Annotated in this window: 25 protein-coding genes and 1 rRNA gene; 14 read left to right on the forward strand and 12 right to left on the reverse strand. The window is 65.0% G+C overall.

From position 1 onward, the window contains the following. Both CFE35_RS13920 and CFE35_RS13925 read right to left on the reverse strand, forming a co-directional pair. Nucleotides 1-380 (reverse strand): 16S ribosomal RNA (locus CFE35_RS13920); the annotation flags it as partial. A gap of 840 nt (nucleotides 381-1,220) precedes the next feature. Next, complete coding sequence (locus tag CFE35_RS13925; protein ID WP_292931313.1) at nucleotides 1,221-1,517, reverse strand: hypothetical protein; 297 nt, start codon at nucleotides 1,515-1,517, stop codon at nucleotides 1,221-1,223. Between the two features lie 261 nt (nucleotides 1,518-1,778). On the opposite strand from CFE35_RS13925, the gene CFE35_RS13930 reads away from it, so the two are divergent. Then, on the forward strand, nucleotides 1,779-3,653 hold the full coding sequence (locus tag CFE35_RS13930; RefSeq protein ID WP_292931315.1) for an ATP-binding protein: 1,875 nt from the start codon (nucleotides 1,779-1,781) through the stop codon (nucleotides 3,651-3,653). Between the two features lie 65 nt (nucleotides 3,654-3,718). After that, nucleotides 3,719-4,378: a response regulator transcription factor gene (locus CFE35_RS13935; RefSeq protein ID WP_292931317.1), complete on the forward strand. Its 660-nt coding sequence runs from the start codon at nucleotides 3,719-3,721 to the stop codon at nucleotides 4,376-4,378. Between the two features lie 45 nt (nucleotides 4,379-4,423). On the opposite strand, the gene rtcA is transcribed toward CFE35_RS13935, so the two are convergent. Together rtcA and CFE35_RS13945 are read right to left on the reverse strand one after the other, a co-directional pair. Continuing rightward, nucleotides 4,424-5,452 carry an RNA 3'-terminal phosphate cyclase gene (rtcA, locus tag CFE35_RS13940; RefSeq protein ID WP_292931319.1) on the reverse strand — a complete coding sequence of 343 codons (1,029 nt, stop codon included), beginning with the start codon at nucleotides 5,450-5,452 and terminating at the stop codon, nucleotides 4,424-4,426. 33 nt (nucleotides 5,453-5,485) lie between these two features. Next, nucleotides 5,486-6,712 carry an RtcB family protein gene (locus tag CFE35_RS13945; protein ID WP_292931320.1) on the reverse strand — a complete coding sequence of 409 codons (1,227 nt, stop codon included), beginning with the start codon at nucleotides 6,710-6,712 and terminating at the stop codon, nucleotides 5,486-5,488. 323 nt (nucleotides 6,713-7,035) lie between these two features. On the opposite strand from CFE35_RS13945, the gene rtcR reads away from it, so the two are divergent. From rtcR to arsH, 5 genes are read left to right on the forward strand one after another with little or no spacing between them, the layout of a single operon-like run. Beyond that, nucleotides 7,036-8,628 (forward strand): RNA repair transcriptional activator RtcR, encoded by a 1,593-nt coding sequence (gene rtcR / locus CFE35_RS13950; protein ID WP_292931322.1) that lies wholly within the window; start codon nucleotides 7,036-7,038, stop codon nucleotides 8,626-8,628. 59 nt (nucleotides 8,629-8,687) lie between these two features. Next, nucleotides 8,688-9,047, forward strand: coding sequence for a helix-turn-helix transcriptional regulator (locus CFE35_RS13955; RefSeq protein WP_292931324.1), 360 nt, complete (start codon nucleotides 8,688-8,690; stop codon nucleotides 9,045-9,047). Beyond that, complete coding sequence (locus CFE35_RS13960; RefSeq protein WP_292931326.1) at nucleotides 9,040-9,546, forward strand: arsenate reductase ArsC; 507 nt, start codon at nucleotides 9,040-9,042, stop codon at nucleotides 9,544-9,546. Before CFE35_RS13955 ends, CFE35_RS13960 begins: the two co-directional genes overlap by 8 nt. Further along, on the forward strand, nucleotides 9,543-10,205 hold the full coding sequence (locus CFE35_RS13965) for an MIP/aquaporin family protein (RefSeq protein WP_292931327.1): 663 nt from the start codon (nucleotides 9,543-9,545) through the stop codon (nucleotides 10,203-10,205). The genes CFE35_RS13960 and CFE35_RS13965 overlap by 4 nt, the downstream gene beginning before the upstream one ends. After that, a complete protein-coding gene (arsH, locus tag CFE35_RS13970) occupies nucleotides 10,202-10,951 on the forward strand; it encodes an arsenical resistance protein ArsH (protein ID WP_292931329.1) in 750 nt (249 codons plus the stop codon). The genes CFE35_RS13965 and arsH overlap by 4 nt, the downstream gene beginning before the upstream one ends. A gap of 49 nt (nucleotides 10,952-11,000) precedes the next feature. Here the strand turns inward: arsH and CFE35_RS13975 are convergent, their stop codons facing one another. The 5 genes from CFE35_RS13975 to CFE35_RS13995 all read right to left on the reverse strand — a co-directional run bounded on the left by CFE35_RS13975 (nucleotide 11,001) and on the right by CFE35_RS13995 (nucleotide 17,001). After that, nucleotides 11,001-11,366, reverse strand: a complete 366-nt coding sequence (locus CFE35_RS13975; protein ID WP_292931331.1) for a hypothetical protein — start codon at nucleotides 11,364-11,366, stop codon at nucleotides 11,001-11,003. An 11-nt stretch (nucleotides 11,367-11,377) separates the two neighbouring features. Beyond that, complete coding sequence (locus CFE35_RS13980) at nucleotides 11,378-12,631, reverse strand: aromatic ring-hydroxylating dioxygenase subunit alpha (RefSeq protein WP_292931333.1); 1,254 nt, start codon at nucleotides 12,629-12,631, stop codon at nucleotides 11,378-11,380. A 36-nt stretch (nucleotides 12,632-12,667) separates the two neighbouring features. Next, nucleotides 12,668-13,168: a nuclear transport factor 2 family protein gene (locus tag CFE35_RS13985; protein ID WP_292931335.1), complete on the reverse strand. Its 501-nt coding sequence runs from the start codon at nucleotides 13,166-13,168 to the stop codon at nucleotides 12,668-12,670. A gap of 48 nt (nucleotides 13,169-13,216) precedes the next feature. After that, nucleotides 13,217-15,643: a TonB-dependent receptor gene (locus tag CFE35_RS13990; RefSeq protein WP_292931337.1), complete on the reverse strand. Its 2,427-nt coding sequence runs from the start codon at nucleotides 15,641-15,643 to the stop codon at nucleotides 13,217-13,219. Nucleotides 15,644-15,975: 332 nt separating this feature from the next. Beyond that, nucleotides 15,976-17,001 carry an AraC family transcriptional regulator gene (locus CFE35_RS13995; protein ID WP_292931339.1) on the reverse strand — a complete coding sequence of 342 codons (1,026 nt, stop codon included), beginning with the start codon at nucleotides 16,999-17,001 and terminating at the stop codon, nucleotides 15,976-15,978. Nucleotides 17,002-17,378: 377 nt separating this feature from the next. On the opposite strand from CFE35_RS13995, the gene CFE35_RS14000 reads away from it, so the two are divergent. Then, nucleotides 17,379-18,605 carry an FAD-dependent oxidoreductase gene (locus tag CFE35_RS14000; protein ID WP_292931341.1) on the forward strand — a complete coding sequence of 409 codons (1,227 nt, stop codon included), beginning with the start codon at nucleotides 17,379-17,381 and terminating at the stop codon, nucleotides 18,603-18,605. Here the strand turns inward: CFE35_RS14000 and CFE35_RS14005 are convergent. Beyond that, nucleotides 18,602-19,507 carry a LysR family transcriptional regulator gene (locus CFE35_RS14005; RefSeq protein ID WP_292931342.1) on the reverse strand — a complete coding sequence of 302 codons (906 nt, stop codon included), beginning with the start codon at nucleotides 19,505-19,507 and terminating at the stop codon, nucleotides 18,602-18,604. The two genes, CFE35_RS14000 and CFE35_RS14005, sit on opposite strands and share 4 nt — an antisense overlap. A 101-nt stretch (nucleotides 19,508-19,608) precedes the next feature. Here CFE35_RS14005 and CFE35_RS14010 point away from each other — a divergent pair, with 101 nt between their 5' ends. From CFE35_RS14010 to pcaD, 6 genes are read left to right on the forward strand one after another with little or no spacing between them, the layout of a single operon-like run. Beyond that, nucleotides 19,609-20,772, forward strand: coding sequence for a muconate/chloromuconate family cycloisomerase (locus tag CFE35_RS14010; RefSeq protein ID WP_292931343.1), 1,164 nt, complete (start codon nucleotides 19,609-19,611; stop codon nucleotides 20,770-20,772). Further along, nucleotides 20,772-21,056: a muconolactone Delta-isomerase gene (gene catC / locus CFE35_RS14015; RefSeq protein ID WP_292931344.1), complete on the forward strand. Its 285-nt coding sequence runs from the start codon at nucleotides 20,772-20,774 to the stop codon at nucleotides 21,054-21,056. The genes CFE35_RS14010 and catC overlap by 1 nt, the downstream gene beginning before the upstream one ends. A 20-nt stretch (nucleotides 21,057-21,076) precedes the next feature. Continuing rightward, nucleotides 21,077-21,982 carry a dioxygenase gene (locus CFE35_RS14020; protein ID WP_292931346.1) on the forward strand — a complete coding sequence of 302 codons (906 nt, stop codon included), beginning with the start codon at nucleotides 21,077-21,079 and terminating at the stop codon, nucleotides 21,980-21,982. Then, nucleotides 21,979-22,686 (forward strand): CoA transferase subunit A, encoded by a 708-nt coding sequence (locus CFE35_RS14025; RefSeq protein WP_292931348.1) that lies wholly within the window; start codon nucleotides 21,979-21,981, stop codon nucleotides 22,684-22,686. The genes CFE35_RS14020 and CFE35_RS14025 overlap by 4 nt, the downstream gene beginning before the upstream one ends. Continuing rightward, entirely contained in the window at nucleotides 22,686-23,336 is a 651-nt protein-coding gene (locus CFE35_RS14030) for a 3-oxoacid CoA-transferase subunit B (RefSeq protein ID WP_292931350.1), read from the forward strand. The genes CFE35_RS14025 and CFE35_RS14030 overlap by 1 nt, the downstream gene beginning before the upstream one ends. Nucleotides 23,337-23,359: 23 nt before the next feature. Further along, nucleotides 23,360-24,145 (forward strand): 3-oxoadipate enol-lactonase, encoded by a 786-nt coding sequence (gene pcaD / locus CFE35_RS14035; RefSeq protein WP_292931352.1) that lies wholly within the window; start codon nucleotides 23,360-23,362, stop codon nucleotides 24,143-24,145. A gap of 6 nt (nucleotides 24,146-24,151) precedes the next feature. Here the strand turns inward: pcaD and CFE35_RS14040 are convergent, their stop codons facing one another. Both CFE35_RS14040 and CFE35_RS14045 read right to left on the reverse strand, forming a co-directional pair. Then, the gene (locus CFE35_RS14040) at nucleotides 24,152-24,454 is read right to left on the reverse strand and encodes a non-heme iron oxygenase ferredoxin subunit (RefSeq protein ID WP_292931354.1); all 303 of its coding nucleotides are present in this window, start codon (nucleotides 24,452-24,454) and stop codon (nucleotides 24,152-24,154) included. A 37-nt stretch (nucleotides 24,455-24,491) separates the two neighbouring features. Then, nucleotides 24,492-24,974 (reverse strand): nuclear transport factor 2 family protein, encoded by a 483-nt coding sequence (locus tag CFE35_RS14045; RefSeq protein ID WP_292931356.1) that lies wholly within the window; start codon nucleotides 24,972-24,974, stop codon nucleotides 24,492-24,494. Nucleotide 24,975: the final 1 nt, after the last annotated feature.

Genomic DNA, 24,975 nt, shown 5'->3' on the forward strand with positions numbered 1-24,975 from the left:
ATCACTCACGCGGCATTGCTGGATCAGGCTTTCGCCCATTGTCCAATATTCCCCACTGCTGCCTCCCGTAGGAGTCTGGGCCGTGTCTCAGTCCCAGTGTGGCTGATCATCCTCTCAGACCAGCTAAGGATCGTCGGCTTGGTAGGCCTTTACCCCACCAACTACCTAATCCTACGCGGGCTCATCCTTTGCCGATAAATCTTTGGTCCGAAGACATCATCCGGTATTAGCAGTCATTTCTAACTGTTATTCCGAAGCAAAGGGCAGATTCCCACGCGTTACGCACCCGTGCGCCACTAGACCCGAAGGTCTCGTTCGACTTGCATGTGTTAGGCATGCCGCCAGCGTTCGTTCTGAGCCAGGATCAAACTCTCAAGTTTTGTCAAAATATCTCACGGCACAGGAAAAACCCGCCAACCGCGCGATACCTAACTTCGGGAGCCGATACCTGCACTTGTCAAACGTATGGTTACGTAAGGACATGCTTTGGCATCGACTTGGTTACCGGTTTCCGAGGCCCAAAGACCCTCAGAACCGGGCGCCGTCGCCCACATGTCCCTTCATCTAAACTAACAATGTCAAAGAACCCACCAAACAAATTTGGCGGACAACCAGCACTCCCCGATTTTCCTACCGGGGGACTTGGTGTCCGTCTATGTTGGCGACCAGAAGAAAGGGACTGAAGCGCCCGCTCCCTGCTGGTGGAGCTGCCTATATGGGTGACCCAAACCCGCGTCAACGCCTTTCTGCAAAATCTTCCCCCCAACGGCGGGTTGCCGCGCTGTTTTGCCCGGCGCCACGGGCGTTTTCGGGCTGTGCCAAAAAAGGCTTCGAACGCGTCACGCTCCGCCTGGGCGTGCCGAAGCGCGCGAATCGAGCACAAATTGAGCGCGAATCCCCGCTCAAGCCTTGCTGCACGATTCGCCCTTCAGCCCCAAGGATGCCTGATCCGCCTTTTCTGGCGAGAAAAGCCCAAAAAGACCACACGGCAAGGCAAGGGCGATCGCAGACGCGATGCCCTGCATTTCGGATGCTGCGAAAAAGGCGGGTGTGCGGCACCGAACCGGCGCGCACACCCGCAGGTTGTGACTTCCCAACAATGGGTCGCAGAAAAGCGGGAAGCCAGTTTCGGTAAAGTCGGCGAACAGCTAGGCAACGGCACAAGGGGTGACTTGCGCTCACGCCGTGCGGGTTCGCATCCTTGAATTGGGGTACGTCCCTCAGGGCCGCCGCGTTGAGCACCACAAGCTGTAAACCTCGTGATATCCGGCAGCGCAGGTCTCCTTGTCCTTTTTGCCGTAGATCAGCGGGGCCTTGTTTTCGTGCGGCTCGCACATGCTGGTGTTGCCATCGACCGTCCGCCAGCCCGATGGGCACGCCACGCCGCCGCTGGGCTTCTTCACTGCGGCCGTATTCTGCCCCTGCGCGGCGACCGGCGTCGAGACCGTGGGCAGCACGAGCGCGCAGAGCAGGCCAAGGTGCAGGCTGCCGAGGCCAATGGCGAGACGAAGCTTCAACGCGGGGTTCTCCTCTTTCCAGCAGGCCGCAGCGATATTCGCGGGTCTGTTTGTCGAAGGCCCTGCTACCGGGGACCAGGCGCCCGGCACATGCCATGTACCATGGCGCCATATCATGGCATCTCGCCGCCGCCGGACCAGACGGGGCGCACTGCAGCGTCCCGATCGCTCGGGTTCGGATCGGGCTGCGGTTGCAACGTACCATCACACCGCTAAGTTCCCGGGCGGAGAGGTTCGGGGGAGTACCGGGTGGTCGTGCGCGTGAACTGGCGCCAGCTGGCACAGCTGGTGGCAATGATATGTCTGGTCCAATCGGTCTACTGGCTGCTGATCGAACAACCGCTGTTCCGCGCCAATCCCGGAGAGGCGCCGCCCTCGGCCGAACAGGTGCGAACACAAGTCGCCCGCCTTTTGCAGCCCACCCTTGCCGCCGCCAACCGCGCCCGGTTCGAAGATGTCGCGCAGCCGTGGACGCATTGCTGCGATACCGCGATGTTTGCGGTACGCATCACCTTCCGGATGGCAGACATTCCGCCAGCGGGATTGGGCCTGATCTCGGGCCTGCAGGTCGATAACTACCGGCTTTACGTGAACGGCAGCCTGCTCGTGGGGGAAGGCCGGATGGAGCCGGGCAGCGGCACGTTCCACGGCCAGAAGACCTTCCTGACCCGTATCCCGGCCGGCCTCCTCCAGCGCGGTGACAATACCATGACGTATGTCACGCTGCGCGATGGCTATCCCTATACCGACATCTATCCGCCCCGCCTTGGCGAATACACCGCCCTGCGCGATCATTCGGCGCGCAGGCTCTGGGCCTTGAACGACTTTCCCCGATATGGCGCGGGGCTGTTGGGCCTGCTCGGGCTTCTGGCAACGGTCATGGTGTTCCGTTCGGACGATTGGCGCTTTGCCGCCTGGCTCAGCGCACTGTGCGGGGCCTTCGTCGCCAACTACCTTTATGCTGTGGTGCTCGATCCGCCGTTCGGTGGCTGGGGCCGGATGCTGGCCTTCTTTGCCATCAACATGCTCATCCCCACCGCGCTGCTGTGCTTCATCGATGCCTGGACGCGCCAACCCCTGCGCTGGCTGATGCCGCTGGCGCTGGCCGGATATGCGGCGGCGGCGGGCTATATCGGCTGGCGGCTGTTGGCCACGCCCATGCCCGACGCCTTCGATGTCCCGGCCATGGTGTGGGTCTGGGTGCTGGCACTCCTCAGCCTGGCCACGCTGGCGCGGCTGCTGTGGCATTTCGCGCGCGAGCCGGAAGATCGCCTGCTCGAAAGCGCGCTGATGAGCGTGCTGGCGGTCGCGACGTTGCTGGATGCGCTGGGCAGCTGGTATCCGCAGCTGGGCCTGCGTGAGGGCTATCTCAACAATGCCGCGCCGTTCCTGATGCTGGCGATGCTGACAGCCTTCCTGGCCCGCAACTTCCGCCTGTTTCAATCGCAGGCGGCGCTCAACACGCTGCTGCAGGACAAAGTTGCCCAGCGCGAGGCGGAACTGGCGCTGGCTCATGCGCGCGAACAGGATCTCGTGCGCCAGCAAGCGCACGATGCCGAACGCCGCCGGATCATGCAGGACATTCACGATGGCCTTGGCAGCCAGCTCATGTCGATGCTGCTCTCGGCCCGGTTGGGAGAGGCAGAGCCTGCGACCGTCGCCGAAGGGCTGCAGGCGGTGATCGACGAGATGCGGCTGATGGTCGATTCGATGGATTCGGTCGGAGAATCGCTCGAATCCGCGCTCGCCACGTTCCGCGCCAGAATGCAGCCGCGCGTGGCCGCTGCCGGGCTCGTGTTCGATTGGCAGCAGGACGAAGCCCTGCCCTTCCCCGATTATGGCCCGCGCGATGTGTTGCAGCTGTTCCGCATCCTGCAGGAAGCGGTGACCAATGCGCTCAAGCATTCCGGCGCGACGGCGCTGAGCATAGCGATCACCCAGCCCGCAGGTGCGGCCATCGTGATCCGCGTGGCCGATAACGGAAGCGGCAACGCCGAGGCCGGGGCCGGGCGCGGCATGGTCAACATGGCCCGCCGCGCACAAGCGATCGGCGCTGGCCTTGCGGTCGATCCGGTTCCGGGACGGGGAACCGAGATCAGCCTCGAACTGCACGGCAGGGTGGCACAACCTGCCTGATGGCCAACCCCGCCTGCCATATCATGGCATGGCGGCGGCGGCCGCGCTCGTGTTAGGCCGCGCGCATGGCAGACAAGGCTGAAACCCCGCCCACGCGCATCGCGATCATCGAGGACGACCCGGTGGTGCGCCAGTATTTCATGCGCATCCTGTCCGCGAGCGAGGGCCATGACGTGGTCGGCGTCGCCCCCGATATCGCCACCGGCCGCGCCCTGATCGCGCTTCGCCCCGATCTGTTCCTGATGGATATCGGCCTGCCCGATGGCAGCGGCTATGACCTCGTCCCCGAAATCAAGGCGGGCTGCGATGCCAAGGCCCTGATCATCAGCGCATTCGGTGATCGCGATACGGTGGTGCGCGCGCTCTCTGCAGGGGCAGACGGTTATCTGCTGAAAGACAGCACGCCTGCGCAGATCCTCGATGGCATCGCGATCACGCTCGATGGCGGCGCGCCGGTCAGCCCGGCCGCAGCGGTCTATCTGCTCGATCTGCTGCGCAATCCGGCGCAGGCCGCCCCTGCCCCGCTGCCGCCGGCAGACACGGGGCTGACCCCGCGCGAAATGGACTTGCTGAGAGCCTTCGCGGCCGGGCGCAGCTACAAGGAATCCGCCCGCGATCTCGGCATTTCGCCGCACACCGTGGGGAACCATGTCAAATCGATCTACCGCAAGCTGGAAGTGCGCACGCGCGGCGATGCCCTGCGCACCATCGGCCTGCGAACCTGACCGCGCCGGGCCGGATATTCGCCCCCGGTTTCCGTCGCTCCGCCTTCAGCCGACGGTGAACAGATGCTCGCCCCCGTCCTGCCGCGCGATGGCGATGCTGCGTCCCGTGAAGCAGCGCGCGATGTCGATTGCGGTCAGCAGGTGCTGGCTTGGCTTCACTGTGGTGAACGCCCCCCCACCTGCCAGCACGAAGGGCAGCACCAGCTGATCAGCAAGATAAGGGCCGGCAAAGGCCGCCGCCTGGACATACCCCTGCATCCGCGCCGCCGCAGTCTTGGCCAGTCGTTCGGCGGGCACGCCCAGCTGGCCAAAGCCGCTCACCACTTCGGTCACGTGTGCATGGCGCGCCTCAAGCAGCAGAATGATGCCGGGGCCTTCATCGGCGGGAACCTGGTGCAGGGCAAAGGCTGCATCCGGCCAATCCCCAAGCTCACGCCGCACCCGCGCGAGCATTCGCTCGGCAATCTCGCCCGGCAGACCGGCGAACACCGCCCGCGCGGAAACGCCGAGCTGCTCGCCGCGCGCGGTGCACGCCAGCGGTCCAAGCGGGGCAGGCACGATGTCCACTTCTATCCGCCCGCCACCGCGCGGATAGAACCCGTGGCGCACGAGCCGCGCTGTCACTTGCGGCCCCATCCGGTTGATGATGGGCAGGAACGTGCGCGCAATGAATTCGAATGGCGGGGCGAGCATGTTGTGCGTGCCGCCTTCCAGCACGAGGCGTGATGGCCCGCCTGCCAGCAGGAGCGGCATCAGCACCGTCTGCAGCACGAGACCAGTCGAACCGGCGGTCCCCACCGCGAAGTGATATTCGCCGGGCATGACGCGGCCGGGCCGGAACGTGAGGTCGGATGCGCCCACCGCCAGCCCGCTGCATTCCGCGCCGGAAATGACGCAGGCGGCCTCCACCGCCGTGACATGCTGGCGCATCAGCCCCGGCTTCGAACGCTTCGCGCGGATCTGGGTGATGCGGAAGGGCTCGCCGGTCACGAGCGAAAGCGCGCAGGAATTGCGCACCATCTGTCCGCCGCCTTCGCCTTGCGATCCATCGATGGTGATCATGAGTCCATTCATTCAAACAAGGCCGATGGCCTGCGCAAAGAGGCCTTACCCCTTCACGCAGACCACCTGCTTCAGCGTGTGGACGATCTCCACCAGATCGGCCTGCGCGGCCATCACCTTTTCAATCGGCTTGTAAGCCTTGGGCGTTTCATCGATCACGCCTGCGTCCTTGCGGCATTCGACACCGGCGGTATCGGCGATATGCTCGTCGAGGCTCACCAGCTTCTTGGCCGCGGTGCGCGACATCACGCGGCCCGCGCCGTGGCTGCAGCTGTCGAAGCTTTCCGGGTTGCCCAGCCCGCGCACGATGAAGCTTTTCGCCCCCATCGAACCCGGGATGATCCCCAGCACGCCCTTGGCCGCGCGCACCGCCCCCTTGCGGGTAACGAGCACGTTTTCGCCGAAGTGGTTCTCCCGCGACACGTAGTTGTGATGGCAGTTCACCGCTTCGAGTTCGGCCTCGAACGGCTTCGCGATCACCCCCCGCAGCGCAGCGATGACATGGGTCATCATCAGGCGGCGGTTCAGCGCGGCAAAGTCCTGCGCCCAGCCGACCGCTTCCACGTAGTCGTCGAAATGGTCGGTCCCTTCCGGGAAGTAGGCGAGGTCCTGGTCCGGCAGGTTGATATGCCACTTGCGCATGTCCTGCTTGGCCAGTTCGATGAAGAACGTGCCGATCGCATTGCCCACCCCGCGCGAGCCGGAGTGGAGCATGACCCACACCTGCCCCGCCGTATCGAGGCACAGCTCGATGAAGTGATTGCCCGTCCCCAGCGTGCCGAGATGCGTCAGGTTGTTGGTGTTCTTCAGCCGCGGGTGCTTGTCGCACAGCCGCGCGAAGCGCACCGCCAGCGTGGCCCAGGCCTCGACAATCGCGGGCAGGGGCGAACCCCACGATCCGTGATCCCGCTTTCCGCGCCCCACGCTGCGCCCGTGCGGCACCGCCTGCTCGATCGCAGAGCGGACGCCTTCAAGACTGTCTGGCAAGTCATGCGCCATCAGCGAAGTGCGCGCGGCCATCATGCCGCAACCGATGTCCACACCCACCGCCGCCGGTATCACTGCGCCCTTGGTCGGGATCACCGAACCCACGGTCGCGCCGATGCCGACATGGACATCGGGCATCGCCGCCACGTGCCGGAACACGAACGGCATGGCCGCCGCCCGCGCCAGCTGGGCGCGCGCCTCGTCTTCCACGGGCACACCGCGCGTCCACATCTTGATCGGCACACCGCCGGGCACATGCTGAAATTCAAACGTCGTCTCGGCCATGGCGGCCTCCTGCTGTTCATTCTGATCGCGGCAACGCGAGCTGGCGAGGTGTTTCTGCCCCGCGGCGCGCTGCCGCCGGACCTTCGAGGCGGCCGACCCATTCCGGCCGCCTCTTGGTTCCGCTGGTGCCGAGCTGTTCGACCGACCCGGCACATATACCTTTGCAGAGGGTGTGCCAGTTGCCGGGCTTTGCCTGCCGAATTCCCAGATATATCTGAAAAATAAACACTATTTCCGAATCAAGCAGACACGATCACTGGAAAGGCGAAGCTTCGCCTCCCGAAAAATTGATATGATGATATAAACTGATATATATTCAGCGCATGAAGCCCACCACCGTCATCGGATTCCTCGGCTCGACCCTCGATGCCGCCAAGTTCGGCCCTTCGCGCTGGATGAAGTGGCGGCCTTCCGTCGGCCTGTGCATGCACGAGGATTTGCGCGTAGACCGGTTCCTGCTGATCCACGGCACGATGCACCGCCGCCTCGCCGATCTGGTGCGCGAGGATATCGGCTCCGTTTCGCCCGAAACCGAGGTCGAGCTTCATGTGATCGATTTTGCCGACGCGTGGGATTTCGAGGAAGTCTACGGCAAGCTGCTCGATTTCGCGCGCGCGCAGGCGCTGGATCCCGATCTCGAAGACATCCTCGTCCACATCACCACCGGCACCCATGTCGCGCAGATCTGCCTGTTCCTGCTGACCGAGGCGCACTACCTGCCCGGCCGCCTGCTCCAGACCCAGCCCCGGCGCGGCGGGCCTGATGCGGTGGGCAGCTGGAGCGTGATCGACCTTGATCTCTCGCGCTACGACAGCATCGCCACGCGCTTCGCCAGCGAAAGCGCCGAGAGCACCTCGTTCCTCAAATCGGGTATCGAGACGCGCAATCCCGCCTTCAACGCGATGATCGACGAGATCGAACAAGTCGCCAGCCGCACGCGCGCGCCGATCCTGCTGATGGGGCCGACCGGCGCGGGCAAGAGCCAACTCGCCCGCCGCATCTTCGAACTCAAGAAGCTCAAGCGGCAGATCAGCGGCCAGCTTGTCGAAGTGAACTGCGCAACCTTGCGCGGCGATAGCGCGATGTCGGCGCTGTTCGGGCACCGCAAGGGCGCCTTCACCGGCGCGGCGGCAGACCGCCCCGGCCTCTTGCGCACGGCCGATGGCGGCATGCTCTTCCTCGACGAGATCGGCGAACTCGGGCTCGACGAGCAAGCGATGATCCTGCGCGCCATCGAAGACAAGCGGTTCCTCCCCGTTGGCGCGGACCGCGAAACGCACAGCGATTTCCAGCTGATCGCCGGGACCAACCGCGAACTGGCGCAATGCGTGGCCGAGGGCACCTTCCGCGAAGACTTGTTCGCCCGGCTGAACCTGTGGACGTTCGCGCTGCCCGGCCTCGCCGACCGGCGCGAGGATATTGCCCCGAACCTCGAATACGAACTCGACCGCCATGCCGAGCGCGAGGGCGAGCGGGTGACGTTCAACAAGGAAGCGCGCGAACGCTTTCTTGCCTTCGCGATGAGCCCTGCCGCGCGCTGGCCCGCCAATTTCCGCGACCTCGCCGCCAGCGTGACGCGTATGGCAACGTTCTCCCCCAAGGGCCGGATCGACAGCGCGGTCGTGACCACCGAGATTGCCCGGCTCCACCGGCTGTGGAGCAGCGGCCCGAACGCGGCTGACGCGCTCACCGGCCTGCTGGATGCCGAAACCCTTGCCGCAATCGATCCGTTCGACCGGGTTCAGCTGGCCCATGTCGTGGCGGAGTGCCGCAGTAGCCGCTCGCTCTCGGAAGCAGGCCGGCGGCTGTTCGCCGCTTCGCGCACACGCCGCGCGAGCACCAACGATGCCGACCGCCTGCGAAAATATCTGCTCCGCTTCGCGCTCGATTGGGAACAGATCAGCGGCCACCCCTGATCGGCGCAAGCCGCGCGCACATGCTTGCCACGGACGATCATTTCCAATATCCATGAAATATGGAATCGAAAGCCGCCGTCTCCGCCCTCTCCGCGCTGGCGCATGAAGGCCGCCTTGCGGCTTTCCGCCTGCTGGTGAAGGCGGGCAAGGACGGCATGGCGGCGGGCGTGCTGGCCCGCGCGCTTGGCACACTGCCCAACACGCTGTCCGCCAATCTCACCATCCTGAGCCACGCCGGGCTGGTCGAAAGCCGCCGGGCGGGGAAATCGATCATCTACACCGTCCGCTACGGCGAAATGACCGCGCTGCTGCAGTTCCTGATGGAAGACTGCTGCGCCGGTTCATCCGATATCTGCGCGCCGCTGGCGGACATTGCCCTCAATTGCGGCTGCGAAGAGGAAGCCATCATCAATGCCTGAAAGTCTCCCCGGCGTGCTGGTGCTGTGCACCGGCAATTCCGCGCGTTCGATCCTCGGTGAAGCCATCCTCGCGGTGCGCGGAGAGGGCAGGCTGCGTGCCTACAGCGCGGGCAGCAAGCCCAAAGGCGTGCCCCATCCCGGCGCGCTCAGACTGCTCGAACGGCGCGGGATCGACACCGCCCCGTTCGCGTCGAAGAGTTGGAACACCTTCACCGCGCCCGGTGCCCCGCGCATCGATATCGCCATCACCGTGTGCGACAACGCCGCGCAGGAAAGCTGCCCGGTGTTTATCGGCGCGCCCGTCAAAGGGCATTGGGGCCTTCCCGATCCGGCGGACGCAGAGGGCACCGAGGCGGACGTCGACGCGGCGTTCGAGGCCACCTGGCAGGCGCTCGAGCTGCGGGTCCGCACGCTGCTCGCCACCCGTTTCGAAGGCATGAACCCCCGGCAACTGGCCGATTTCCTCTCGGTGATCGGTCAGATGGACGGCGCGGCATGAACCGCGATGTCTGGGCCGAGGCGATCGGCAGTTTCTTCCTGTTCTGCACGGTGATCGGCTCGGGCATCATGGCCGAGCGGCTTGCTGGCGGAAACATGGCGGTCGCCCTGCTCGGCAACACCGCCGCCACCGGCGCGATGCTCTTCGTGCTGATCACGATGCTGGGGCCGCTCTCGGGCGCGCACTTCAATCCAGCGGTTACTCTGGTTGTCCGCCTGCGCGGCGACCTTTCGACCAGCGCGGCGCTGCGGCTGATCGCCGGGCAACTGGCGGGCGGCATTCCCGGAGTATGGGCCGCGCATCTCATGTTTGCCGAGCCGATCCTGCAACTTTCAGGCAAAGTGCGCACCGGGCCCGGTCAATGGACGAGCGAGTTCATCGCCTCCTTCGGCCTCGTCTTCGTCATTCTCGGCACCATCCGCCACCGTCCGCAGGCCGTTCCCGCCAGCGTCGCGCTCTACATCGTGGCGGCCTATTGGTTCACCTCGTCGACCAGCTTCGCCAATCCCGCGATCACGCTGGCGCGCACCTTGTCGGATACCTTCGCAGGCATTGCTCCCAGCGACGCGCCTGCTTTCATCGCCGCGCAACTGGCGGGCGCGCTTGCCGCTGCTGTCGCAGGCGGCGCGATTTTCGCACCGGAAGAACCTGCACAATGACCGGCACGCCCTACCCCCGCCTGCGGCCCCTGTCCGAACCCGCACACCTTCCGGCGCTCAAACCCGCCTACGTCCATCTGCGGCCCGCTCTCGGCCTAGGCGCATGCGATCCGCCGCCGCGCATCCTGCTGCTCTATGGCAGCCTGCGCGAACGGTCCTACTCGCGGCTGGTGGTCGAGGAGGCCGCCCGGCTGCTCCAGTTCTTCGGCTGCGAAACGCGCATCTTCGATCCGTTCGATCTGCCGCTCCCCGACCAGATCGCGGGCGACGACCACCCGGCCGTCCACGAACTGCGCGAACACTCGCTCTGGTCTGAGGGGCAGGTCTGGTGCAGCCCCGAGCGGCATGGCCAGATCACCGGGATCATGAAAACCCAGATCGATCACCTGCCGCTCGCCTTCAAGGGCATGCGCCCCACCCAGGGCCGGACGCTTGCGGTGATGCAGGTCAGCGCGGGATCGCAGTCGTTCAATTCGGTCAACACCCTGCGCATCCTTGGCCGCTGGATGCGGATGTTCACGATCCCCAACCAGTCGAGCGTCGCCAAGGCCTACGAGGAGTTCGATGCTGATGGCCGCATGAAGCCCTCATCCTATTACGACCGCATCGTCGATGTGTGCGAGGAACTGGTGCGGCTGACCGTCCTGCTCAGGCCGCATGGCGACCAGTTGGTTGATCGCTATTCGGAGCGGGTCGAAGCGGATCGCCCCGTCGGCGCGGCAGACGGGATCCTGCGCTCGATCTAACTGCCGCTGCCAACGTTCGCCCGGCAGGCCTTCAGCCCCTGCCGTGTTCCTAGCGAAGCAGGGTGGCGGCTGATGGCACATCGCCGTGGCCGGGCTGAAACCGCGGCGCGGCAAAGCTGAACGGCACATCGGCGCTGCCACCATAGAGTTCATGGTGCGGCGCCGCTTCGGCAAAGGCGGCGGCGAGGTTGAACAGATTGGTCTGCGCCTCGTCCATGCCGTCCAGCGGGCATTCGGCCAGCGCCTTCAGAATATCGGAGAGGCGCGGCATCACAGCCGCATAGAGGCTGGCGAAATCTGCCGCGCTCGCACCCCAGCGGATCCGGCTGCGATCCATCTCCGTGGCCCGCCCCCACTGCTGCGCGAAGGGAGCGAGATCGGCAAACGCAGCGGGCAGCGCAAGTGTCGTGGTCATCGGTGTTCTCCTCAGCGCGCGAGATACTGGTCGAGCGTGCGCGCGGCGTGGCGGATCATGAATTCCTGATCCATCAGGTGCATGGTATCGATGGCACCGGAGCGAATGCCGAGGAAGGTATCCTCCATCGTGCCGGTATCCTCCAGCCAGGCGTTGCGGTGCAGCGCATTGACGTGGATCTGCGCGATCCGCTCGGCCGCATTGCGGGCTGGCCTGAAGTAGTTGATCCCCTCCCACAAGGTGCGGCCATGATCGAGCGGCCAGAACTGGTGGGTGAAATAGGCCATGCCGGGATAGCCGCAGCCCGCCGCCAGATGGATCAGGAAGTTGGGAAAGATGTTCGGCAGTTCGAACTGAAAATCGCTGCGCCCGGTGGGATTGATCCCCGGCGGTACGAGTTCGGGGCGCGGGCCGTGTTCGCGATCGGCGTGCAGCACCCCGGCGAACTGGGCCGTCGAGGCGGCGGCATCCATCCCGCCTCCGTAGATCGTGGAGGACGCGTGCGGCCCCACCAGCTTGAAATCGGCGTGCTCGATGCCGGTAAAACCGGGCAGCGAACCGGCGTGGATGGTGGGAACGTGATAGCCTTCCGAGAAGGCGTAGAGCGCAACCTTCCAGTTGCACTCCAGCACCGTCGAATAGCGGAACGCGGTCGTCGCCTCATGGTAGGGGAAGCCGCCGAACAAGGTGCCGAAATCCCCCAGATAGTCGGCCAGGCTCTGCTCCGGCTGGTCCGCGAAGTTGATGAAGATGAACCCTTCCCAGACATCGCAGGCAATCTCGCGCAGGCCGAGACAGGCCTTGTCGAGCTCGCCAAAGCCGCTCTCCAGCGGAACCGCGCGCAGCGGGCCATCGGTGTTGAACACCCAGCCGTGGAACCGGCACGACAGCACATTGGCCCGCGCCTTGCCGAAGCTCTCGAAGCCGCTGGTCGGCACGACCTTGTTGCCCCGGTGGGTGCAGACATTGTGGAACGCCCGGACCTTGCCGTCCTTGCCGCGCACGATCAGCACCGAGGTATCGGCAACCGGCATTTCCTTGACCTTGTAATCGCCCCGGTCCGGAATTTCCCAGTCCGTCGCCACCTTGAGCCAGGCGCGGCCGAACACCTTCTCCCGCTCCTGCGCATAGATTTCGGGATCGCGAATGGCATCGATCGCCACCGGGCCGACACCCAGCTCCGCTCTGATCTGGTCGATCGAACGGCCGAGATGGGCGAATTTCTCCGCGCCCGGACGCAGCGTTGCTCCGGAAAGATCGTTCATGTGCTGTCTCCTAGGTATCAGGAATGGGGACGGAGCTCAGGCGTCCGAAAGTTGTGCCGGTTTCGGCTGCCAGCCGTCCGGGTAGTGCGAGATCAGGTCTGCCTCGAGTTCGAGATAAGCAAAGCGCCAGCGGCCCGCGTCGAGCCTGACTTGCGCCCGGTACTTACCACCGATCCAATAGGCCTTGCCGCTGGCCGCTGTGGCCGTCTCCCACAGATAGAAGTCGGCCGTTCCCGCCGTCTGATCTTCGGCCAGGGAAACTTTGGGCGAGACGAGAAAATGGAGCGTCCAGCGGAAACCGGCATCGGCATTGCCGGCAACCCCGGCGGCAATGGCCTCATTGCCCTCGAAGCTGCCGTACTGGTCGATCACGAACCGGCTGTCTGCAGTGAACAAGGGGTGCAGCGCTTCCGCCGATGGGCCAGCGTCGAAAGCGCGGCCAAGGTCCGCAATCAGCTCGTCAATGGCGCGCAGCGCTTCAAGCTGGCGCAGGCGCTGTTCGAGATTGGCCATGTCCATCGCTTTTCTTCCTGTCACTGCCGGGGTGGCGCAGGGCCACCCCGGCACTGGTCAGCCCGGCATTCTTCAGAACGAGAACCGCGCCGAGAGATACCATTCGCGCGGACGGCCATAGACGCCCTCGGTGATCCCGCCGAAGGAGTCGGCATAGCCAGAGCCGAGGTAGACTTCCTTGGTCAGGTTCTTGACGCCGAGCGTTGCCCCCCACTTCTCCGTCGGATCGGTGTAGGCGATCGAAGCGTTGACGAGGTGGTAGCCGTCCTGAATCAGCAGCCGCGTGTTCACCGCGTCGTTGTAGACCCGCGTGCGGTACGACCAGTCGACGCGCGGCTGGAAGCTGCCGATGCTACCTGCCTGGATGTTGTACGAAACCGCTGCGCTCATCGTCCAGCGCGGGGCATTCTGGAGCTTGGTCGCCGTCGTCACACCGGCGTTGAGCGCGCGGATATCGACATTGCGATACTTGGCATCCAGAAAACCGAGACCGCCCTCGATCCGCAGCCCATCCACCGGCCTTGCCTGAAACTCCAGTTCGAAACCCTGAATGCGCGCTTCGGCCGCGTTCTGGATGATCGGGGCGAAGCCCAACTTGGGATCGTTGACCGTGATCTGCAGGTTCTTGTAATTGTTAAGGAACACGGCACCGTTCAAGCGCAGCTTGCGATCCAGCAGGTCGCTCTTGAAGCCGAACTCGTAGGTTTCGCTGGTCTCCGGCCGGAACGAGGGGATGAACGCGAACGGCGGGAACACGCGCTGGGTGAAGCCGCCACCCTTGAAGCCCTTGGAATAGGACACGTACGTCAGAAGCTCCGGGCTGAACCGGTAGGACAGGCTCGCCATCGGCGTCCAGGCCTTGTCCTTGATCGAGGACGTCCGCCCCAGCGGCCCCATCAGCGGATCGCCGTCCTTGAGCCCGGACCCGTCAGGATTGAGCGGTGCGCCGGTCAGGAAGCCCGCCTCGACCACGAACTGGTTCTCGTTGCTGAAGGTCTTCTCGTCCTGCGTCCAGCGGATGCCGCCGGTCAGGTTGAGGTTTGGCACGATTTCGTAGGTAGCCTGCCCGAAGAACGCGAGGCTCTTGCCCTTCAGCGCCGCACCGCTGAGGAACACGGCATCGACGATCTGGACCAGATCGCGATGGTTGCCGCTCTCGCTGGCATAGTAGCCGCCAACCACCCAGTTGAGCTTCTTGTCGAGCAGATCGCCCAGAACCTGGACTTCCTGCGAGAACTGGTCCTGCTTCCAGTCGCTGTTAGTCTGGATGATCGAGGCCGGGCTGTGATCAGAATCGCGCGTCCAGAAGCCCGTCACCTTGCGGTAGGCGGTGATCGACTTGATCGAGACGTTGGGGGCAATCTTCCACTCGGCGGTGCCCGAAGCGCCCCAGATGTTGACGTCCGAAGCCGATTGATAAGGCTTGGGATTGAACTTGTTGAACACGCTCGAAATCGTCGTGAACGTGCCGCCATGCTGGTAGGGGGCCAGCGCCCACTGGCTGTTGAAGCACGACGTGTTGGTCAGCCGCGCCGGGTTGGTGGTATCGGTGCAGACCGCCGCTGCGCCCGAATAGGCCGCATTCCAGTACTGGGCCGCCGGTGCGTTCTCGTTGATCGCGATAGCCACGTTGGGCGCCGAGTTTTCGCGGGTGCGCGAACCGTCCACCGCAAGGTCGAGCGTGAAGTCGCTGCTGGGCTCAAACCTGAGCGCGAACCGGCCCGCCAGATTGTCGGTATCGCCCAGATCCGGCGCGCCCGGGATCACGCCCTTCACGTAGCCGTTGCGCTTGTGCACGAAGCCCGCAAAGCTGGAGTAGACGCCTTCGGCAAGAGGCACGTCGATATTGCCCTTGACCTGGATGCGGCCGAAGCTGCCGGTCGTGGCTTCCATCGTACCGGCAAGATCATGGCCCGGCTTCTTGGTCACCACGCTCACCGCGCCGCCGATGGTGTTGCGGCCGAACAGCGTGCCCTGCGGCCCGCGCAGGACTTCGATGCGCTCGATGTTGAGCACATCCAGTACGTTGCCCACACCGCGCGAGATGTAGACGCCATCGAGGTAGAGCCCGACACCGGGATCGGCCGAGAGCTGGTAATCGTTCTGGCCGATGCCGCGGATGAAGATGGCGGCGGTGGCGTTGCTCGCGGAAACCGGGACCGAGCTGTTGAACTTCACGTTCGGGGTGAAGTCGCCGATTTGGGTGACGTTGTCGATGCCGCGTGCCTGCAGCCCCTCACCGGTGACGGCGGAAATGGCGATCGGGGTATCCTGCAGCGATTCCGCGCGCCGGCGTGCGGTCACGGTGATTTCTTCCACCCCGGTGCTATCGGCGGCTTGCGCCTGCTGGGGCGTATCGGCAGCCTGCGCGTGCGCGGTGCCCGTGCCGACCAGCACGGCGAAAAGCGATGCACCAAGGAACGGCCCGCAGCGCTTGGTCGCTCCCGCACGGATCTGGTTGACCGGCATCCCCCCGGATATCACCGACACTTCTTGCATGATAAACTCCCCGTCCTTGTCTGATTTCGTCGTCTGATTGCGTTGTCTGATTGCGTCGGGCCGGAGCGAAACGAACCAGCGGTGATGGTGTACCAGCCAGCCCGGACCCCAAGCCCGATTGTGTCAGTGTGATGCCTTGCCTGCCTGCAAAGCGGCTAGCCTCTGAACGCCGGGTAGGACACGTGAGCGCCGCGAACGTGGCTATGGACGGCATATGGCTGGAGATGAGCCGTGCAGGGCGGCGTCACGACAAAGGGGGCAGCCTTGCGACTGCCCCCTTGTTGTTCATGCCGGGCAATGATCCGGGCCTGCTGCCCGATCAGAAGGACGGCTCAGTGGAAGCCGATGCGCTTCAGCGTCTCCGAAGGGCGCTGGCCGAAACGCTCGGTATAATCACGCGCGAACTTCGACAGGTGAGTGAACCCGCACGAGAGCGCCACTTCGGTCACCGTGAGGCCGGTTTCCGCAGCCTCCTGCAACTGGCGATGCGCGAGCGAAAGGCGGCAGTTCTTGAGGTATGCCATCGGCGTCGTCCCGCGGAACCGGCGAAAGCCCGTGTGCAGCGAACGCGCCGACACGCCCGATACCGCAATCATCTCGTCAAGCGTGATCGGATCGGCGGCATGGTGGCGGATGAACTCCTCGACCCGGCGCACATAGTAAGGCGCCGGTGCGGCAGCCGGGGTGTCGAAGAGTTCGGAATGGTTGTGCGGCACGGCGGCCAGCAGCAACCGTTGCAGCGCCTGCTCGACCGAACCAACCACGCGGGTATGGCTGAAGGCCGATGATCCCCGGTCGAGATCGTCGCAGATCGTGCGCACCAGTTGCGCAAAGCTCACCGCAGCGCCCGCCAGCGAGACAGGCGTGTGGCAGAACCTGAGGTCAGCCGCCTTGAACCCAAGCTCCTGCGAAAGTGCCGCTTCGATCCCGCTCTTCGAAAGCTTCACCGTGAAATGCTTGTAGCCCTCGCCAAAGACCTGCTGCACCCGCTCTCCGGGATTGAGCACGCACATGTGCCCCGGCTCCAGCGCGAACGTCCGCTTGCCTTGCGTGATCTGTACCGCGCCGACGAGCGAGAACTGGACGAGATAGAGGTGATCCATCGGCGGAATGTCGACAATCACGCGCCCATAGGGATTGCCATAGTCTGTGGCATTGAAAGAAACAGAGCGCAGCGACGCATGATGATGACGGAAGGCAATCGGCGGCCTGCCCCCCTCGACGCGCAAGTCGTGCGGGCAGAACATCTCGCTCATATGGTGATGCACCTGGTCGATGTCGTGCGAAACCAGACGCGGAAAACTCGCCAGCGGCATCCCGCTGCCATCCCAGCGGCTTGGTGCGAGTGCAGGTAACATAGGCCCGGCTCCCCATATTTGTCCGAAAGCGGCTCAGGCCCTCTGGATCATTCTGCCTATGATCAGGCCGGGCTCCGGATTGGCCCGCTTGTCAAGCGGCGGAATGGTGATCCGGGCGCGCGATCACGTCCAATACTGAATACAGCATCATACCAGATCAAAAAAGTATGATGCGCAGCACCCCCTGCACCTGCGCGACAGCCTGCCTGCAAGCTTCGCCCATTTCCGCAGTCAGCGGCCAGCCCTTGCGCCTTCGGGATAGCCCCGCGCGGCCCCAGCGCGCAGCTTGGGGCAGCACCACAGGGTGACGGAGAGGGTATGGCGCGGCCTTCGCGGCCTTGCCTGACAGAATGCACCGAAGGAACATGAGAACAACCATGCGCAAGTCCATGACAACCGGCGTGCTCGTGGTCGGCGCAGGGCACGCGGGCGCGGCCGTTGCGGTGCAGTTGCGCCAGGCGGGCTATGCCGGTGCGATCATGCTGGTGAATGACGAGGCGCGCCCGCCGTACGAGCGTCCGCCGCTGTCGAAGTTCTGCCTGCTCGATCCGGCGCAGGCAGAAGCGCCCCTGCTGCGCCCCGGCGGCTTCTGGGCCGAGGCGAGGATCGACCTTGTCAGCGGCGTCGCGGTTGCCACCCTGAACCCGCCGGAGCGCAAGGCGGCCCTGTCCGATGGCCGGACCGTCAGCTTCGACTGGTGCGTCCTCGCCACGGGCGGCAGGGCGCGCGCGCTCACCTGTCCCGGTGCCGATCTACCGGGCTGCCATGTCTTGCGGGGTCACGCCGATATGGAGCGCCTGCGCGAACACCTCGCCACCGCGCAGACCGTCGCAGTGATCGGGGGCGGCTATGTCGGGCTTGAAGTGGCCGCATCCGCGCGGAGTTTGGGCAAGACCGTCACGGTAATCGAAGCGCAGGAGCGAGTCCTCTCGCGGGTGACTTCCGTGCCCGTATCCCGCTTCTTCGAAGGCGTGCATCGCCGCCATGGCGTGACCTTCCACCTCGGCCATGCGGTATCGGAGCTTGCGGGCCGTGGCCGCGTAGAGGCGGTGGTGCTGGATGATGGCACCGAGATCGCGGCGGACGCGGTCGTAGTCGGGATCGGGATCGATGCCGAGACGGCGCTTGCCGAAGCGGCCGGGATTGCCTGCCACGGCGGCGTCGTGGTGGACGCCCAGTTCCGCAGCTCGGCCCCCCGCGTCCTCGCGATCGGCGATTGCGCGCGCCATCCCAACGATTTCGCGGGCGGCATGTGGCGCCTCGAATCCGTGCAGCACGCGCAGGATTCCGCAGCCGTGGCCGCGCTCACGATCATGGGCGAAACACGGGTCTATCAGGACGTGCCGACATTCTGGTCCGAACAGTATGACCTGCGGCTGCAATCGGCCGGGATCGCGCGCGATGCGGACGACTTTGTGGTGCGCGGCGATCTCGAGCAAGGCCCGTTCTCGATCATCTACCTGCGCGAAGGCCGGATGATCGCGGTCGACTGCGTCAACAACTCCCGCGAGTTCATGGCCGCCCGCAAGCTGATCGGAACCCGCGCGAGCCTTGACCGGGCGCTGGTCAGCGACGCCTCCATGTCCCTCAGGGCTTTCGCCTAGCCATGACCGTGGGCAGCACTCGCATGGATTTCGCAGCTGATCCGGATCAGCGTCGCCAGTTCGGGCGTCACATCGCCCGAGCGGTGCACCATCATGATCGGCGAACGGGCACCGCGGTCCGCCAGCGGCAGATAGCGGATATCGTCGCGGCGCAGGCGCTGCACCGATTCCGGGACAACGGCAAACCCGGCATAAGCGGCGACCAGCCCGATGGCAGTCTGCAATTCGCGCACTTCGATGACCTTGGCGGCGCTGAGGCCCAGATCATGGATGGCCCCCAGCACCTGATCGGCATAGCTCGGCCGCGCCGGTCTGGGATAGACGATCAGCGGTTCGACCAGCAATTCGGACAAGTGCACGGCGCGGCCCACCGATACCAGCGGGTGATCTGCCGGAACCGCCGCAACCAGCGGTTCATCAGCCAGCACGATGCGGCGAACCGCCGGGTCTTCCACGCGCAGGCGGCCGAACCCCACATCGATCCGCCCTTCCTTGAGCGCGGTGATCTGTTCGACCGAAGAGCATTCCAGCAGCGAAACGTCCGCACTGGTCGATTCTTCGCGGAAGCGCCGGATAACCTGCGGCAGCAGGCCATACAGCGTCGAGCCGACGAACCCGATCACGAACCGGCGCACCCCTTGATCAGACAGGCGGCCGACCATCGACTGGATCTGCTCCATCCCGGCCAGCACCTGCACCGCCTGTTCGTGCAGCAGACGGCCCGCTTCGGTGAGCTTCAAGGGGCGGCAAGACCGGTCGACCAGCTCAGCCCCGACTTCGTCCTCAAGCAGGCGGATCTGCCGGCTGAGCGGCGGCTGCGCCATGTTGAGGCTCTGCGCCGCGCGCGTGAAGTTCCGTTCCCGCGCCACCGCGACGAAGTACCTGAGGCGTCTGAGATCCATATCATACCCTCAAGGTCTGGCCGATCATCGGGGCCATCCCCGGCCAATCAGCACAAATCCGCCTGTTTTCATGCCCTTTCAGCTTCAAAGACCATCCTGTCATGACAGTCAAGATCACCCATATCGATACCTGGATTGTCGATGTACCGACAATTCGCCCCCATGTTCTGGCAATGACCTCGATCAGCCGCCAGAGCATGACGCTGGTGCGCATTTACACCAGCGATGGCGTGATCGGCCTTGGCGAAGGCACGACCATCGGCGGGCTGGCCTATGGCGATGAGAGCCCGGAAGCGATCAAGCTGACCATCGATCAGTACATGGCTCCCCTGCTGATCGGCCAGCCACTGATCGATCCGGCGGCACAGCTTACGCCGATCCGCAGCACGGTCGTCGGCAATCACTTCGCGAAGAACGCGGTGGAAACTGCGCTGCTGGATATCCAGGGGCAGCGGCTTGGCGTGCCGCTCTCCACACTGCTGGGTGGGCGCCACCGCGAACGGATCCCGGTGCTGTGGACGCTGGCCAGTGGTGATACCGCCAAGGACATCGCCGAAGCCGAGGCCATGATCGCCAGCCGGCGGCACAACATCTTCAAGCTCAAGATCGGCAAGCGCGATCTGCGGCAGGATGTGGCGCATGTCGCCGCGATCAAGCGCGCGCTGGGCGACGAAGCCTCCGTGCGCGTGGATATCAATCAGGCCTGGGACGTGGTGACCGCGCTGCGCGGGGCTGCCATGCTGGCCGACGCGGGCGCAGACTTGATCGAACAGCCCCTGCCCCGCGCCGACCGTGCGGGGATGGCGCACCTGACGCGGCTTTCGCCCATTGCGATCATGGCCGACGAAGCCTTGCGTGGCCCCCTCGATGCTATCGACTACGTCAAGTCCGGAGCCTGTCATGCCTTCTCGGTCAAACCCGCGCAGGCCGGCGGTCTGTTCGCCGCGCGCGATGTGGCGGCGATTGGCGAGGCCGGGCAGATCGGCATCTATGGCGGCACGATGCTGGAGGGCAGCATCGGCACTGCCGCCTCGGCGCACTTGTTCGCCACCCTTCCCTCGCTCCGCTGGGGCACGGAACTGTTCGGACCGCTGCTCCAGACCGAGGACATTCTGGCCGAACCGCTCGAATACCGCGATTTCGCACTCACCGTTCCCGCTGCGCCGGGGCTGGGGCTCGCGCTCGATCTCGACAAGATCAACCACTTCCGCCGCGATGCGCCGTCCAGAACGGTCAGCACGCCCGGCCGACAGGAGAATGCCTGATGCTTTTCATGGTAAGAATGGACGTGCACGTGCCCCACGAGCTCGATCCTGCGAAGTTTGACGCCCTCAAAGCCATCGAGAAGGCGAGGGCCGAGGATTTGCAGCGCAGCGGCAAGTGGCGGCATCTGTGGCGGATTGCCGGGCAGTATGCGAACGTCAGCGTGTTCGATGTCGCCGATGCGGCCGAGCTTCACGACCTCATGATCGGCCTCCCGCTGTTCCCCTACATGACCACCGAGGTGACCGCCCTGTGCCGTCATCCTTCCGCCATTTCCGCCGACTGACCGGCTACGAGGAGGATGCCATGACCGATATCGTGAAATCACCGGCCGTGCAGGCCCTGTTCGACCGCGCCGCCGGGCTGGATCAGGCAGGCGGCAACGCGCGGCTGAAGGCGATCCTGCGCGATCTGCTCGAAGCGCTCGCCGTCACCATCGAGAAGCACGACATTTCCGAAAGCGAGTTCTGGGCGGGGCTCTCCTTCCTCCAGAACGGCGCGCAGGAATTCGGGCTGATCGCTCCGGGGATCGGGATCGAGCACTTCCTCGATCTGCACATGGACGCCAAGGACGCCGAGGCCGGGGTCAGCGGCGGCACGCCGCGCACGATCGAAGGGCCGCTCTATGTGGCGGGCGCCCCGCTCGTCGATGGCGACCTGACCCGCACCAACGATGTGAACCTGACGCAGGATCCCGATGATACGGAGACCCTGACAATGTCGGGCACCGTCACCGGGCCGGACGGCGAACCCGTCAAGGATGCGGTGCTGCATGTCTGGCACGCCAACTCGCAGGGCTTCTACTCGCACTTCGACCCGACCGGCGCGCAATCGCCGTTCAACAACCGCCGCCGGATCAAGCTCGGTGCCGATGGCCGCTACGCGTTCCGCTCCAAGATGCCGCGCGGCTACGCCTGCCCCCCGGGCGGCGCGACCGAACAGCTCATGCATGCGCTCGGTCGGCACGGGAACCGCCCGGCCCATGTCCACTTCTTCCTCGAAGCGCCGGGCTATCGCACGCTGACCACCCAGATCAATTTCGGCGACGATCCGCACGCGCGCGACGACTTCGCGTTCGGCACGCGCGAAGGGCTGCTGCCGGTGCCCGAGCGGACTGGCGACCGCGCGCACATCGCCTTCGATTTCCGCATGCAGAAGGCACGGTCATCTGACGAACAGGGCTTCTCGCAGCGGCCACGGGCGGCCGCGTGAGCAAGGTCTTTGCTTCTCCGGCAGCGGCGCTCGATGGGCTGCTGTTCGATGGCATGACGATCATGTCGGGCGGCTTCGGGCTTTCGGGAAATCCCGAGAGCCTGATCCCGGAGATCCGCGCCAGCGGGGTCAGCGGCCTTACGGTGATATCCAACAATGCCGGGGCCGAAGGCTTCGGGCTGTGGATGCTGCTGCAATCCCGCCAGATCCGCAAGATGATCAGTTCCTACGTGGGTGAGAACAAGTTGTTCGAAGCGCAATACCTTTCGGGCGATCTCGAACTCGAACTGAACCCGCAAGGCACGCTGGCCGAGCGGATCAGGGCGGGCGGCGCGGGGATCGCGGCATTCTACACCCGCACCGGCGTCGGCACGGTTGTTGCCGAGGGCAAGCCGACCGAGATGTTCGAAGGCGAGGAATACGTGCGGGAAACCTGGCTCAGGGCGGACCTTGCCATCGTGAAGGCGTGGAAGGCAGATACGGCAGGCAACCTGCTGTTCCGCAAGACCGCGCGCAATTTCAATCCGGACATGGCAACGGCGGGCAAGGTGACCGTGGCGGAGGTCGAGGAAATCGTCCCCGAAGGCGCGATCGATCCGGACTATGTCCACACGCCGGGCATCTATGTCGACCGGGTCGTGCTCAGCACGATCAACGAAAAGCGGATCGAACAGCGCACCGTGCGCCAGCGGGAGCCTGCCTGATGCCCTGGACACGCGATCAGATGGCCGCCCGGGCGGCGCGCGAACTGCACGACGGCGCCTATGTCAATCTCGGCATCGGCATCCCCACGCTCGTCGCCAATCACATTCCGCCGGGCGTCCACGTGACGCTGCAATCGGAAAACGGCATGCTCGGGATGGGGCCGTTCCCCTTCGACGATGAAGTCGATCCCGATCTCATCAACGCGGGCAAGCAGACGATCACTCAGCTGCCCTCGTCGAGCTTCTTCTCCTCCTCCGCCAGCTTCGCGATGATCCGGGGCGGGCATATTGACGTGGCCGTGCTCGGCGCGATGGAAGTGAGCGCGCGCGGCGACATCGCCAACTGGACCATTCCCGGCAAGATGGTGAAGGGCATGGGCGGCGCGATGGACCTTGTCGCCGGGGTCAAGCGGGTGGTCGTGATCATGGACCATTGCAGCAAGGACGGCGCGCCCAAGATCGTCACTGAATGCTCGCTGCCCCTCACCGGGCGCGCCGTGGTGGATCTGATCATCACCGATCTTGCGGTGCTGGCCTGCACGCGCGGCGCGGACCGGTTGAAGGTGCTAGAACTCGCCCCCGGCGTTTCAGCGCAAACCCTGCGGGAGCGCACCAGCGCCCCGCTCGATTTGACCGGCGTGGCTGGTTGAACCAACTTTCAGAAGGTACGACAATGACTCAAAGCAGCGGCCTTGCGACGATGAATGACGGCGCAGCCATCGCCTGGACCCTCGAAGGGCCGGAAGATCGCCCCGTCCTGATGCTGTCCAATTCGCTCGGCACCAGCCGCGCCATGTGGCAGCCCCAAGTCGCTGCGTTCGCCGCCCGCTATCGCGTCCTGCGCTACGATACGCGGGGGCACGGCCAGTCCGCTGTCACGCCGGGGGACTACGGGCTCGACCGTCTGGGGCGCGACGTGGTGAACCTGCTCGATGCGCTCGGGCTCGATCAGGTGGATTTCTGCGGGCTCTCGCTGGGCGGCATGACCGGGCAATGGCTCGGCGTTTTCGCGCCCGAGCGGGTGCGGCGGCTCATGCTCGCCAATACCTCGGCCTACATGGGCCCGCCCACTGGCTGGCAGGAGCGGATGGACCGCGTGCGCCGCGAAGGGCTTGCGGCGATTGCCGATGCCGTGGTCGCGCGCTGGTTCACCCCCGCGTTTGCCAGCAGCCCGGCAACAGCCGAAGTGCTCGCAAACCTGCTGACCATCGATCCCGCCGGATATGCCGGGTGCTGCGCCGCGATCCGCGACATGGACCTGCGCCCGATCATTTCGCTGATAGACCGGCCCACGCTCGTGATCAGCGGCCTGCAAGATCCGGCTACCCCGCCCGAACATGCGGCCTTGCTGCACCGCGCAATCACCGGCTCCATGCTCGTGTCGCTCGATGCCAGCCACTTGTCCAATGTCGAACAGCCGGAAGCCTTTGCCGAGGCGGTCCTCGCCTTTCTGGGCTGATGCGCCTCAGCGCTCGATGCGCAGCTCGCCGTCCTGTTCGGTGACCTTGTAAGCGCGGATCGGCACCGAGCATGGCGCTGCGCGCGGTTCGCCCGTGCTGATGCAGAATGATCCCATGTGGAACGGGCAGAAGATCTGGCCGTTCTCCACATAGCCCTCCGCCAGCGAAGCCTCGCCGTGGCTGCACAGATCGTCCGTGCAGTAGAAGCCATCGTTCCAGCGATAGACTGCCAGCGCATGGCCATCGTCCAGCACCACTTGCAACGGTTCGTCGGCAGGCACATCGCTGGCCCGGCACAGTGTCAGCACGAAAATCTCCTTGAAATGGGGTAGGTTGCCGGGCCGCTCAGGCCATCGGCACTTTGCCGGTCCACGGTGCTGCGGCCGGACTGGCAATGCGCGGATCGAGCCGCACGTGGTCGAACCGCCAGACGCCGCCCCGCTCGCTCAGTTCGCTGTCATACCAGCCGCCATACCAGGTATCGTGCGCGCTGCCGTCGTCCTGCTTCATGGTCGCAAGCTCCCACAGATACCACCGGCAGTTCGCCGTCGTCGCATCCGGCCCGAGCTCGATCAGCGGCGAGACCATGTAGTGCAGCGACCAGGTCACGAAGCCTTGCGCCAGCTCCGACAAGCCCGCAGCAATCGCGTCGCGGCCCACCAGATGCGCAACCCCGTAAAGATGCCATTCGGCGTCCGGATGGAACAGCGGCCCGAGGACGGCGGGATCGTTCTTGCGGTCCGCACCCACGGCATACGTCGCGATCAGCTTGCGGATCGCCTCGCAGGCCTCGACTCGCCGCAGCCGCAGTTCGAACTCGGCAGGCACG

This window comes from Novosphingobium sp. PASSN1 (assembly GCF_002278815.1).